The organism is Chitinophaga sp. 10T418 (assembly GCF_056394125.1).
Map to the genome: position 1 here is coordinate 361,507 of NZ_JBFTHG010000006.1, position 13,238 is coordinate 374,744.

The 13,238-nt window shown below is 45.2% G+C and carries 9 protein-coding genes; 2 read left to right on the plus strand and 7 right to left on the minus strand.

Annotation, left to right across the window (positions count from 1 at the left end; genetic code table 11):
* Positions 1–186 precede the first annotated feature (186 nt).
* Positions 187–1,113, plus strand: a complete 927-nt coding sequence (locus tag AC1DCV_RS19630) for an alpha/beta fold hydrolase (protein WP_477024744.1) — start codon at positions 187–189, stop codon at positions 1,111–1,113.
* A 127-nt stretch (positions 1,114–1,240) separates the two neighbouring features.
* Here the strand turns inward: AC1DCV_RS19630 and AC1DCV_RS19635 are convergent, their stop codons facing one another.
* The 5 genes from AC1DCV_RS19635 to AC1DCV_RS19655 form a co-directional block, all read right to left on the minus strand.
* Positions 1,241–3,259, minus strand: a complete 2,019-nt coding sequence (locus AC1DCV_RS19635) for a glycoside hydrolase family 19 protein (RefSeq protein WP_477024745.1) — start codon at positions 3,257–3,259, stop codon at positions 1,241–1,243.
* Between the two features lie 369 nt (positions 3,260–3,628).
* Positions 3,629–4,558, minus strand: a complete 930-nt coding sequence (locus AC1DCV_RS19640) for a pentapeptide repeat-containing protein (protein ID WP_477024746.1) — start codon at positions 4,556–4,558, stop codon at positions 3,629–3,631.
* A 441-nt stretch (positions 4,559–4,999) separates the two neighbouring features.
* Positions 5,000–5,923 carry an alpha/beta fold hydrolase gene (locus AC1DCV_RS19645; RefSeq protein WP_477024747.1) on the minus strand — a complete coding sequence of 308 codons (924 nt, stop codon included), beginning with the start codon at positions 5,921–5,923 and terminating at the stop codon, positions 5,000–5,002.
* Between the two features lie 37 nt (positions 5,924–5,960).
* Positions 5,961–6,653, minus strand: a complete 693-nt coding sequence (locus AC1DCV_RS19650; RefSeq protein WP_477024748.1) for an alpha/beta hydrolase — start codon at positions 6,651–6,653, stop codon at positions 5,961–5,963.
* A 58-nt stretch (positions 6,654–6,711) separates the two neighbouring features.
* Complete coding sequence (locus AC1DCV_RS19655) at positions 6,712–7,704, minus strand: alpha/beta hydrolase (RefSeq protein WP_477024749.1); 993 nt, start codon at positions 7,702–7,704, stop codon at positions 6,712–6,714.
* Between the two features lie 166 nt (positions 7,705–7,870).
* Between AC1DCV_RS19655 and AC1DCV_RS19660 the strand changes: the two genes are divergently transcribed.
* Positions 7,871–9,559 carry a sigma-54-dependent Fis family transcriptional regulator gene (locus AC1DCV_RS19660; RefSeq protein WP_477024750.1) on the plus strand — a complete coding sequence of 563 codons (1,689 nt, stop codon included), beginning with the start codon at positions 7,871–7,873 and terminating at the stop codon, positions 9,557–9,559.
* 33 nt (positions 9,560–9,592) lie between these two features.
* Here AC1DCV_RS19660 and AC1DCV_RS19665 read toward each other — a convergent pair whose 3' ends face one another.
* Together AC1DCV_RS19665 and AC1DCV_RS19670 are read right to left on the minus strand one after the other, a co-directional pair.
* Positions 9,593–10,957, minus strand: a complete 1,365-nt coding sequence (locus AC1DCV_RS19665) for a sigma-54-dependent transcriptional regulator (RefSeq protein ID WP_477024751.1) — start codon at positions 10,955–10,957, stop codon at positions 9,593–9,595.
* Complete coding sequence (locus AC1DCV_RS19670; protein ID WP_477024752.1) at positions 10,954–13,233, minus strand: tetratricopeptide repeat-containing sensor histidine kinase; 2,280 nt, start codon at positions 13,231–13,233, stop codon at positions 10,954–10,956. Before AC1DCV_RS19670 ends, AC1DCV_RS19665 begins: the two co-directional genes overlap by 4 nt.
* Positions 13,234–13,238: the final 5 nt, after the last annotated feature.

The following is a 13,238-nucleotide window of genomic DNA, read 5'->3' on the forward strand; positions in this document are numbered from 1 at the left end:
GGATAGTATTTGATAGCGTGAAAATAGCGGATTTGGGTGGGAAGAAAACAATTAAAAAGCTAAATTCACAAGATGAAAGAAAAAGTGCTGCATGCGTTTCATTTTTTGTCCGGACTGCAGCGGCTGTCAGACTCACCAAAGCCTGTCAGATACCGGAATTCAGACGATCTTTAACTAATAACTGGTATGAAAAAACTTAGTATACTCCTGCTGTTCTGCGTGGCGCCGCTGTTTCTCTTATCCGTACAAGCCCAGTCACTGGCCAATCGGACATTTATGTTCAAAACCAGTGATAGCACTGATTTATATGTGAAAGTGTCCGGAAAGGGGCCTGTCTGTTTTTTCATTCATGGTGGTCCCGGGCAGGGTTGTCGTTCCTTCGAGCTGCTGAAAGGTAATGAGCTGGAAAAATGTTTCACCATGGTATACCTGGATCAACGGGGCTCAGGTAAATCGCAGAATGCCGCCAACTATCATCTTCCCCGCATGCTACAGGACATAGAAGAGTTACGGCAGCAGCTGGGGTTGAAAAACATCTACCTGCTGGCCCATTCATTCGGCGGTATCATCGCCTTCAATTATGCAAAGCAATTCCCTGAAAGCGTAAAAGGACTAATACTGGCAAACTCAACGCTCCACGCCAACGGCTATAATGCCATGTTGGAGCGGGTGCAGTACCAGTTGCAACTGCTGGGCAGGGATACCGCACTTCCAGCCGGGATAACAAAGGATAGTCTTAGCCGGCTGGAACAAAATACTTTTTCAGCTTTACGTAAGCAGGGAATGGGATATAAGATGCTGACCGATGATACGGCTACCATCGACAAACAAATGAGCGTTGACAACTATGAACGCACGATCGATTTTGGTATGAGCATATTGAGCAAACAATCCCTATACCCCGAATATTTCCAGGATTATACCCCTGCAACGCGGGAGCTGAAAGTGCCTGTGCTCATCATTGCGGGCACTGACGATCACGCCATCGGCACAAAAACGCATAAGGCCTTTGCATTCCCCAATGCTACTGTAAAAGTGATACATGGAGGGCACATGTTGTATTATGAAAACAGCCCGGCCTTTGTGGAAGCAGTCTGCGGATTTGTGAAGTGATAAAGGATCTCTGAGATCCATCTGCCTGCTTTTCTTCCCTGATTATTTATTTACCCGAAAGCCCTGCACTCGGCGTGAACCCGGGAGGGTTTGCTGAATGCAGGGCTGTTAACAGGCTTTGTCCCGTTTAATTTTTTATAAAGATAACAGCACTATTCCTGTTGCTGCCATCACCACTGATCTGAAGTATCCAGGAGCCGGCCGGAAGACGGCTTACATCCAGCTGTACCGTATGGGAGCCATCATGAGAAGCTGCATAGTTCACCTGTTGCATCAGCTGCAATGTAGTGCTATGGAGAATTGACAGATAGTACTTCCCTCCTGACGGTGTGGTGAATTTTACATTCAGCACATTACCGACAACAGGATTGGGGAAAACCGTTGCATTGTTGACTATTTGACTCGTTGCTGCGGTGCTGCCACAATCCCGTACGTATGCCCATGGCTGTCCAGCTCCACTGTTCTGGTCGGGTTGGTTGTTTTGAGTCCACCAGTTAGCCTTATAGATTTTGCTTTTATAAGCGGCCTGGTTGCCGGCAGAATAGGCTTTAGATGGTATCCATTCGGCAACACCACCACAGCCGGTATCCGTCCGTGGACCATTGGTACAGGCGCCCAGCAGTTCCCATGTATCGCTGCTGCCTGGCACGCTGGCACTGCCCGCCCACCACTTATTACGGTAAATATTGTTGTTGTAAAGCACAATATTTCCTGCCGTGGTGTAGTTCTGGGAGGCTTGCCACTGCGGGAGATTGACGCAACCTTCAAACGTAATACTGTTCCATACGGCAAAACTTACAGTAGTGGTCACTGTATCCAGTCCATTTCGTATGCCCCTGGCCGTAGCAGTATATTTACTGTATGCTGGTGGTGTCCATTGTATAACAGAATCATTGAAAAGCTGGTTATTTACAGTGATCTGGATTTTACTGATCTCATGGCGGGGATCATTTTTGGTAACGGCCAGGGTAACCGAACCCAATGATGTAGTGGAAAGGATGCCATTGGCGGGTTGCAGGAAACGGATGGATGTAAGGCTGGCACATTCTCCGTTGTCGACGGTGAATCTGGACATGTTGGCGCATCCGCAGTTGACAGTATTATTACCACCATTAAGTTCCAGGCTTACCTGCTTAACGGTAGCATAGCGCTGGTAGTGTGCAATGCGGCTCAGCGCTTTGGTGTTTTCCTGTCCGCTGCCGCATTCGATACCACCATTAATGATATTGATAGTAGCACCAAATCCTGGCTTGATGCCGGCAGCCTGTTGGGCTGGTGTGGGTGTCCATTTCCCCGGAATCATTACATCATGGCATGAGGGTTTGGGATACTGAGGAGCCATCCAGAACCAGATACCGGTTTCGAAGGCTATAATGCCATCCTGTATTACTTTTTCCGGGTTGGCCAGCAATACGTTTTTGTCGCCGAATATCAGCTCACTGGCCTGCCCATAGTTATAGTTGTAGCTGAGCTGAATAGGGCCCCTGCCGTGATACGATTTTCCCGGTGCCGGAGGATATATGGTATTGGTTTCATCCCGGTAACCGATGTTGCTGGTTCCTTCGTAACCCTGTTCTTCGCGGAAATACAACCCCCAGGCGTATTGACCGCCCGGGGCTGTGGGCCAGCCTCCGGTTGTTTCCTGGGATATATTGGCCAGGAAGGCTACCAGCTCCCTTTTCCGGGCATTGACATCGCCTTCTCCGGCAAATGTGCCGTAGTCCAGCACCTGTGTAATAATGGCAAGCCCATTCCAGGTAGGATCATTGAAACCGGGATCGGTCCTGATCACCGTGGTAACACCTGTGGTTTTATCAGTACGGGTGATCCGGTAATAATCAGTTCCACAGCGTCTTTCCAGCAGCACTTTAATATTGGACATGCGCCGTACCGCTTCCACGAAGTTGCTATACGAATAGAAATCCTTAGCAGGGCTCGTGGGCAACGTCCCGGCGCCGGTGCGGTCGTCCGGATTAAAACGGTGAGGAAACAGTACATCCCATTCCGCACTGCTGATCAGTGAGGAAAGGGAAGTGTCGGCGGCAGGCAGTGCGCTCGTTGGATTTGCTGGCTTGCAGCTGGCCTGAGTACGCGACCAGCATAACAGGCATAGTAATACAGTGGTAATCAGAGGATAGATTTTCATAACTAGCTAAGTTTGTAGCGTGGGAAAATGGTCCTTAAACTACAACCACTCATTGCTACAATACAGCAGCCACCCTCTGAAAGGTTTAACTGTTACTGGTATACTGAAAATTATACAGACTACTGCAGCGCAAAGGCTATTGCATTATTACAGCCACAAAATGCAACCGATAAACATTTGTTGCTGGCAAAAAAAGGCAAAGAAAAATATTCTCTCAGCACAAAGGTTTTCAAGCGTTTTGGCGTATAAAAGGTTTCCCTGCAGGAATCAGATAGTAATCATGTTTATTACTGTATTCAAAGTGACTGTTAAATCCGCCATGAGAGCAGATAACTTTTACCCTCCCGTCACCTGGATCTAGCTGTTTTTTTAAATAACTGTCACCTTTGACAGCTCCATAACCCCTAGTCCTTTAAGTGCAGCATAAGTCAGCTTATCCATTGTGGCCCCATCAAAGCAGATGGTTTTCATAGCAAGGTATGACTTGTTTGTTACGGAAAAAAGTAGTGTGAATGACACATTGCTGAGTGTCGCTCCCCTAAACGAAACATCGTTCAGCGAACACTTGTTAAACCTGACACCGATGAAAGTCTGCCCGTCAAAACCAAACCCTCGAAGGTCGCAATTATTGAAATCAACGTTGTTAAAGATACAGTTCTCAAAGACTGCTTTTCTAAGGTCCGACTTGCTAAACTTGACATCGATGAGATTTACCTCTGTGAACTTCGCACCTTGTCCAGACATGCTCAGGGTAGTGCGTACAAGGATGGATTTACGGAAGCTTGCATTTGTAAGGTCTGCGACAGAAAAGTGGCAGTCTGTCAGATTTGCGCCATCAAAACTGGCTTCGCTCGCATCGATGATCTCAAATGAGCTACCGGTCAAATCGGCGCCGGCAAAATTGGCGCCACACAATGGACTCGCTTTGAATTTTCCTTTGTGTAAGATAACGCCGGCAAAGTCACTCTCCTGCAAATTGACGGCAGTAAGGTCTATCCTCACCTGACGCTCCGGAGAACCTGACACATTGCCGACTTCCTGGATCGGGTGCTTAACCAGGGATTCATTAGGCGACACTTGATTGGCTACAGGCTGTATGCCTTCTGAAAAATGGTTAAGGTCAACACCCAGGATCTCCGCTAGACGGTTAAAAGTAGTGATATCCGGCATTGATTCCCCACGTTCCCATTTTCCTACTGCCTGGGGGCTGATAAATAAATGTTGAGCAAGTTTCGCTTGAGACATATTCAGCGACTTTCGCGCCTGGGCAATTTTGCCACCAATTACCTTAGTATCCATACAGTATGTTTTTATTTTTTCGACGCTTCAAAGATATTCAGGTCAAATCCAAAATCAATAAAAACGCAGAACTTAGTAGTTGTAATTACACTATTTATGGTTGTTATTTAACAACGGGTAGTTGTATATGTTGAAACTCCCTCTGCATTCAGGCCCTGGGTGCAGGAAATGGTAAAAATGAAAATTACCATACCACCAGTGATTTATGCGATTTTAGCGTTCAGACAAAAATCACTCCAAGCGGAGGTTTTGAAGAAATCCATCATACATAGTTCTGTTTTTAGAAAGCCCGGTAAACGCTATCGCCCAAAAGAATCATTATAGCGCAAAAGAAAAGCCCGCGACTAGCGCAGGCTTTGAAACTCTCCGGTGACCCGTATAATATAAATATCGAACTTTTTACCTTTTAACTATAAAGAGCACAAGCACACTTTACATCTGCTATTGTTTAATAAACTTAATCAACTCAGCATTGGTCTTATCCTTTTCTTCCACGAAAGCAGCATGACCGCTTTTCTCAAAAGGCACTAATGTAGCATTTTTTATACCAGCTTTCATCTGTTCGGCCAAGGCATATGAAACAATACTATCTTGCCTGGCATGTAAGATAAGTGTTGGTACTTTAATCTTCGGTAAATCTGACCTCAGATCTTCGTCCCTTAGTGCGATCAATGCCTGCTCAGTAGCATATGGAGACGATTGTGCTTCAATTCCACCCAGCCAGTTACCCAGACCCGGTGTCAGCGAATTCGGAGACAATGTGAATTTTGCTGCCACTGCATCAAATAGTGCCGGACGATTATTATTATGTAATTCAATCCAACTGGAAATCTGGTCTTTGGTGAAAAGAGGATAAGGATAGTCGGGTTTCTTCGTGTGACAAGGAGCGGCCGCATCAAACAACACCAGTTTTTTAACATGCGCCGCATCAAATTTGGCTACATAATGGAGTGCTATTGCCCCGCCCATAGAATGGCCACCGAGTATGGCGTCTTTAATACCAAGTTTGTCAAGTACGGCTTTGATATCTGTTGCAAATTGGTCGTAGTTGTACTTACCATAAGGTTTATCGGACAACCCGAATCCCCGCAGGGTAATACCAATCACCCGGTAGCCTTCTTTCAAAAGGGCATGATACTGATATTCCCAGCAGGCATCACTTAAGGGATATCCGTGAATGAGCACAACAGGTATTCCTTCTCCAAGATCAGTAACATGCAATCTTACATTAGGTTCCACTTCGATGTATTCGGCCCTGGCCACCGTTTTGGCTTTACCTTTTACTGCAGGATTATTTTGACCGGTACTAACCGTTACTATCAGCGAAAGAATGAGGATGGTAAATCCTGATAAAATTTGTTTCATTGTTTTATTTGATTGATTAAAAAAACTTTTCGCCTGACTACCTGAGCATAGCAGCAGCTATAATGACGTCAACAATTTCTGCGGGATGTGTCATGAATAAAGTGTGACCACCTTTCATCTCCGAAATCTTACAACCCGCTCTGTTATACATACTTCTTTCCAGACTCGGGTTAATAGTCCCATCGTCAGTAGCAAGAATGGCATAAGAAGGTTTGTTTTTCCATGCAGCAATCGTCACTTTGTCTGTGAAAGCTGTGACGGTTAGAGGGATTTGCGAATCAAACATGAAATTGGATTTTTCAATACTTTGTCCAGTGGCGAATGTCTGGTTAAATTTACCCTTATCCAGGTATACCCTCCCTTTGTCATCCGGAGGAAGAATACCATTTACTTCCAGGATGGGAGCAGATTGAACGAGATCCAGTGTGGATTCATTCACATCAGGAACAAAAGCTGCTACATAAACCAGACTTGCCACCTTACTGTGGTTACCCGCCTGGGTGATGACGGTACCTCCCCAGGAATGACCAACAAGCACAGTTGGTCCATCCTGCTTGTCCAATGCAATATTGGTTGCCTGCACATCATCTGCTAATGTAGAAGTAGGGTTTTGCACCAGTGTGACGCTATATCCCTTTGATTTCAGCATATGGTAAGCTGCTTCCCAGCCGGAAGCATCAGCGAAAGCGCCATGAACAATAACGATATTTTTTATGGAAGTTGAACTCATTGGTTAGATTTTACCCGGTATAATTAAAATGAAATGAATGAGAGACCTGCGAAATCTGTTATTTCAGATATTTTCTCAACTCAGCAGCAGCCTGGATAAAAAGTGATTTGGTTTGGGGAGTTTCTGCCAATGCATTCAGCAGACCAAAATCATGGATCGTTCCGGTGTACAGCACAGTCGTTACGGCTACACCTGCTTCGTCAAGTTTACGGCCATATGCCAAACCTCCATCGCGGAGTATATCTGCTTCTGCCACCTGAATTAAGGCTGGTGGTAGTCCTTTCAACTGTTCGATGGTTGCATTAATAGGAGATGCATATACTTCCTCCCGCTGTAATGGATCTGTGGTGTATTGATCATACATCCATTTCATCAAAGGCGTAGTTAAAAAGCGATCCTTACCAAATCGTTTATAAGAATCATGTTCAAAATTGGCATCTACGATCGGCCAGAACATCACCTGCAGGCGGATAGCCGGTCCGTTGTTTTCTTTCGCTTTGATAGCAGTAACAGCTGTCATATTGCCGCCCACACTATTGCCAACAACAGCAAGACGGCTGCCATCCACCCCAATTTCAGCCCCATGCTCAGCCACCCATTTCGTAGCGGCATAAATTTCATTGACGGCCTGTGGATAACGCGCTTCCGGCGATGGCGTATAATTAACAAAAACACCTGCTGCTCCGGATAATACCACCAGGTCTCTTACCATTCTCTTATGGGTGGGATAATCGCCCAGTACCCATCCGCCACCATGTATGAAAATAAAAACAGGAAGGATGTCCTGACTGCCCAGTGGTTTTACGATGTTTAATTTGATAGAAAAACCATCGGCGCTAATTATTTTTTCACTTTCCTCAATGCCTGAATAATCAACATTTACGGAAGCTTGTGCATTCACCAGTACTTCACGTGCATCTTTTACAGGAAGTGTTTCAAGCCCCGCTCCTCCTGGTTGATTTAAAATGGCTAAAAAAGCTTTCGTGTCTTTTGAAATGAAAGGATCACTGGCCACCGGCGGTACGTCTTGCGTTGTTACTTTTGTGTTCATAGTTTTTATTTTAATTTGCGGGAAGTATCCAAACCACATGCCCTTTTATAAATAATTAAAAATCAAAACCTTACAACATTTCACCCTTACTACTGAATTACGATATACCGTTAAATTATGATACCGGTTATTTTGCCGGGCTCTCCTAAATTTTGTAATTTTGGACATGAAAAAAAATGACCATGCCTTGCTAACCGGTACCTCTCAAAGCCAACATACCGACACCGAAAAAAACGCGATATTTAAAAGTCAACTCAATCAAAAAGAAAATKAACAGGCAATTCTACTCTGTGTGGCAGGCAGGATTGCTGCCGCACGGAATCGTGCGGATCTCTGGAACATCATCAATAACGACATACTTGATTTGTTTGGCAGTCAATACTATACTTTGTGTTTATTAGATGAGCCTGCGGATACCCACTATCCTTTTTTACACAGCAAGGACGAAAACCTGATGGAGCAACAGGCAGATAGCCCTTTTGCGCACTCACCACTACCGGTCAACGATGGCATTTTTAACATCGCCCTTTCGGCGGCTCAACCGATGGTTTTCCCACTCGAACAGCTCATCCGGCAGGAAGGCATTGCTCCTTATGTTAACTATTGGTTCAAACTCGGCGTAAAGGAAATGATGGCGGCCAAAATAACAAATGGCAATGAAGCCAAGGGAGTACTATATCTCTATACAAACAAAACAAGTGGATCCCCAGTCGAAAAAATCAGCCTGTTATCTGGTATTGCAGATCTTTTGGGAACAGGTATCTGCAATATATTGGCAAATGAAAAAATAGAACAACAAATCGAAGAAATAAATCAGTACAAACAAAAGCTGGAAGACGAAAAAGCTTATCTGCTGGAGGAACAGCAATCAGGCAACCGGTTTTCAGGTTTCATTGGCCGTTCACCCGAAATACAAAAAACGTTTCACCTGATTTCCCAGGTTGCCTCTTCAGAAGCAACCGTACTTTTGCTTGGCGAAACCGGCACTGGTAAAGAATTAGTAGCCCGCGCAATACATGAAGCCTCCTCCCGTCGGGGAAAGCTAATGATCAAGGTGAATTGTGCTGCCCTTCCCGCAAATCTCATCGAAAGTGAATTGTTTGGGCATGAGAAAGGAAGCTTTACCGGGGCATCAGACCGCCGCCTCGGCAAGTTTGAATTGGCCAATAACAGTACGTTGTTCCTGGATGAAATCGGAGAACTGCCACTTGAACTCCAGGTGAAATTGCTAAGGGTGTTGCAGGAAAAAGAAATCGAGCGGGTAGGTGGCAAAAATACGATCAAAGTAAATGTCAGGATCATAGCTGCCACCAACAGAAACCTGGAAAAAGAGGTGTCGCAGGGCCGCTTCAGGAGTGATTTATACTACCGGCTCAATGTATTCCCTATCACCTTACCACCCTTACGGAAACGTAAAGATGATATTCCGGCGCTGACGTCTTATTTTATTGAAAAGTTTGCCAGGAATTCTGGTAAAAAAATAACAGGTATTTCGCAGAAGGCCATGACAAAGTTAATGTCGTATTCCTGGCCTGGTAATATCCGTGAGCTGGAACATCTCATTGAACGAGCAGTTTTGCTGACCAATAAGAACATCATTAAAATGGTTCAGCTTCCGGAACAAATCGGAATAGCCGGGAGCATAAACGACAAAGCTTTCCAGATTCGCCCACTGGAAGAAATTGAACGGGAATATATTCTGAAGGTGCTTAAAATATGCAGGGGGCGGGTTTCCGGGCCTAACGGCGCCGCAGCAAAATTGAAAATGCCACCCACCACCCTCACGTCTAAAATGCAAAAGCTTGGAATTACGAAAGAACATTTTGTTGCCCGCAAAGAGGATATGGAAGCCTGATACCACTTCCCACTGGACAACAATAACCGGATTTTATTTATAACCAGATACAATTCCCAGTTTTTTGATCCTGGAATAAAGCGTCTGCGCGGGTAGCCCCAACATTTCGGCAGCACCACCACTGCCGGCCACCCTCCCTTTGCACAATTTCAACGCCCTCATGATATGGGTTCTCTCCATCTGTTCCATGGTTTCAAATGAATCAGCAGTGCCCATTTTGTCCAGATGTACCGGCAGATCAAAATCAGTAATTCCGCTACTACCAGCCATGATCACCTGTCGTTCTATGGTATGCTCCAGCTCCCGGATATTACCTGGCCAGCGATACTCCAACAGCGATTGCATCGCTTCATCGCTGATAGGAGGAACCGGTTTCCTCAATGCCTGGGAAAACTTTTTTAGAAAATAAGCCACCAGTGGAGCAATGTCTTCTTTTCTTTCACGTAAAGGTGGCAACTCAATAGGAAAAACATTCAGCCTGTAATATAAGTCCAGCCGGAACCTTCCTTCGGCTACTTCTTTTTCTAAGTTACGGTTGGTAGCAGTGATGACGCGGATATCTACAGGAACAAGCTGCCCACCACCCAGGCGTTCAATTTCTTTTTCCTGTAATACACGCAATAGTTTCACCTGCGCCTCCAGTGGCAATTCACCAATTTCATCCAGAAAAATAGTTCCTCCGGCAGCCAGCTCAAACTTGCCTGCCCTTTTCTGATTGGCACCGGTAAAAGCGCCCCGTTCATGACCAAATAATTCTGATTCCAAAATAGATAAGGGCAGTGCCGCGCAATTGACGGTGACAAGTGGTTTATTTTTCCGGTTGGAAAACTTATGTATTGCCTGTGCAAACTTTTCTTTACCGGTGCCGCTTTCTCCCAGCAGCAACACCGAGCTGTTACTGCCGGCAACGGCACGGATCTTTTCCTGGACTTTTTTCAATACCGGGCTGCTGCCAATAATTTCGTCAAAGCCATCTTCATTCGCACTTACATCTGCAAGGAGATTTTCAGCGGCCCCTGTTTCCACTCCATAGCGGTACCGGGCAATATCCAGCATCACCAGGAGATCACGTTCACGGAAAGGTTTCACCAGGAAGCCATAAGGCTGCGTAGTTTTTGCCGCTTCTAACGTGGATTGATTGGTATTGGCAGAAATATATAAAAATGGTTTCTTTTGCAGCGACAGTTCTTTGGCCAATTCTATACCTGACACCGGCGTTTTCAATATAATGTCGAGCAATACCCAATCAGGGTTCTTTTGTATAATGAGCTCACGGGCCTGCTCTACGGAGGCAGCAATACCACACACAGTATAACCGGCTTTTACCAGCATTATACGCAAATCATTGGCAACGATGAACTCATCTTCAACGATCAATATTTTTTCTTTTAACATCATCCTTCCGATGTTTTAACTGTTTTTGGATTAAAGACGTTGTATGGGAAGGACAACCTKATTTTCACCCCTGCACCAATGACAGCGGATATATTAAAGTTGCCATCCAGCTGAGAGGAAAGTCCATGCATAAGACTCATGCCGAGCGACTGGCCTTCCTGTGTATCTACTTCCTCCAGGAAACCAATGCCATCGTCTGAAATCAGTAGCAGACAATTATCATCAGCGGTCTTTTTCAAGGAAACCGATATAGTACCTTTGTGCGCAGTTGGAAACGCATATTTTATAGAATTGCTCACTGCCTCATTAATGATCAATCCAATGGGTACGGCCTGAATTACATCAAGTGCCACCTGGTCGATCTGCGTCACAAAAGAAATTCTATCGGTACTTTCAAACGATTCCTTCATATAACCAATCAACTCACTAATATACCATTTCATATCGATCGTCCCGAGATTTTCTACCTGGTAAAGCCGCTGATGAATAAGGGACATCGCATACATCCGGTGCTGGCTGTTACGTATTGCAGCAATGGCATCAGCGTTGTTGAGATATTCGGATTGTGTATTCAGCAAACTGATAACGATCTGCAGGTTATTTTTTACCCGGTGATGTACTTCTTTCAGTAACCATTCCTTTTCTTCCACCACTTTCTTCAACACTTCATTCTGCTTGTTGATTTCCCTTTGTTTACATTCCAGTTCCAGGTTAGAAAGTTGCTTTATCCGGTAACGGTTATACATCAATGCAGATAAGAGCACCAACATCCCCACCCCTGCAATGAAAACATTTCTGAAAAACTTTTCATTCCGCAGGGATACCTCCTGCAACTTACTTTTCTGGGTAAGCAATTCTATATTTTTATCCTTTCGTTCCGTTTCGAATTGCAATTGCAGCACCGCCATTTGCCTGGCCAGTGTGGTACTGGTTAAAGAGTCTGAAAGCGCTTTATATTGTATATAGTGAGCCATGGCCATCGGGAAATTTCCCAGCGCCGAATCCGTTCTAAAGGACAGGTATTCGCCATCCGCTCTGCGAATCTTGGATAGTGGCAAACTATCTTTGTATTGTGCATAGCTTTTAAGATAGGGAATCGTTTCAGTAAAGCGCCCGACCACCTGCAGGTAGTGAATAAGGCTCAGTCGCAAAACCTGGCTGGCAATATCGTTTTGCCTGCGGTGCTGGTACATGCTGTTCAGCTTTATAAAATCAGTTTCGGCTTTCCGCCAGTCATTTAATAAAATGTAATCTCTCAGGTAAAGCATTTGTACCTGTATCCTTTCATTCTCGCTTTCAAAAGGCCCGTACCGGGATGCTATCAGCACTGTATCAAGGCTGGCCTGGTATCTGCCTTTATTACGCAAGGCATCAGCCACATTGGTCAGCATCATTTGAATATTGGGAGTATCCTGGTTATTTTGTGCCACGACCAGTCCTTTATTAAAATAGTCAAGGGCCTGATCATAATATTCGAGGCTAAAGTAATTTAACGCAACACGGTTGTAAACAGTGATCATCAGCGGCCCGGTATCTTTCAGCTTCTCCCCTGCTTCTACGGCCAGCAGGTTATAACGAAGAGATTGGGAAAAGTTATTGAGGCCGTGGTGGACCTCTCCCAGCACCGAATAGATACCCTGCGTTTTCTGATAGCCGGTTTGCTGATAAACGGACAGGCTTTCCATCAAAATCTGCAGTGCCCTGGGAAACTGATTGTTAAGCAGGTATAGCTCTCCCACAAACTCGTTGAGTTTGGCCACTGAAAGAGTATCTCCCAAACTTTTATAAATACTCACGCCCTGTTCATATAGCCTGATTTTCATGGGAAGATCTTCCGCCGAATTGGAATAAGATCCTCCAAGCTCCAGCAGCGCTTCTCCTTTCAACCTGATTGTCTTACTGGTATTCAGCAACTGAACGGCTTCTTCACTTGCACTGCGGCCATCCAGTGAATGGCCGGATTCCCGGTAGGCCTTTGCTTGTAGCAATTTACTCATGCCAATTCCAACCGGGTAATTCAGCTTACGGCTTACAGTTTCCATTTCGCCGGCAATGCGAAACACCATTCGGATGTCGGCGTCGTGCGATCCTGGCTTTTCCAGTAGCGCGTCGCCAATTGTCTTCAATGCGGCGATGTGGGAGGTATCTCCTTTACCGTTTTGGATCAACCACTCTATTTCTTCAAGCCCTTTCACGTGTTGCGCTTTTACCTCAGCGGGTACTACAGATAATATTGCTAACAGTCCGAGGCCAATCCAGGTAAATATCTTTCTGATCATAATGT

What these genes read in the sequence shown, in the direction of transcription:
- AC1DCV_RS19630 (WP_477024744.1), top strand. Translation starts at nt 187, where the DNA reads ATGAAAAAACTTAGTATACTCCTGCTGTTCTGCGTGGCGCCGCTGTTT.
- AC1DCV_RS19635 (WP_477024745.1), bottom strand. Translation starts at nt 3,259, where the DNA reads ATGAAAATCTATCCTCTGATTACCACTGTATTACTATGCCTGTTATGC.
- AC1DCV_RS19640 (WP_477024746.1), bottom strand. Translation starts at nt 4,558, where the DNA reads ATGGATACTAAGGTAATTGGTGGCAAAATTGCCCAGGCGCGAAAGTCG.
- AC1DCV_RS19645 (WP_477024747.1), bottom strand. Translation starts at nt 5,923, where the DNA reads ATGAAACAAATTTTATCAGGATTTACCATCCTCATTCTTTCGCTGATA.
- AC1DCV_RS19650 (WP_477024748.1), bottom strand. Translation starts at nt 6,653, where the DNA reads ATGAGTTCAACTTCCATAAAAAATATCGTTATTGTTCATGGCGCTTTC.
- AC1DCV_RS19655 (WP_477024749.1), bottom strand. Translation starts at nt 7,704, where the DNA reads ATGAACACAAAAGTAACAACGCAAGACGTACCGCCGGTGGCCAGTGAT.
- AC1DCV_RS19665 (WP_477024751.1), bottom strand. Translation starts at nt 10,957, where the DNA reads ATGATGTTAAAAGAAAAAATATTGATCGTTGAAGATGAGTTCATCGTT.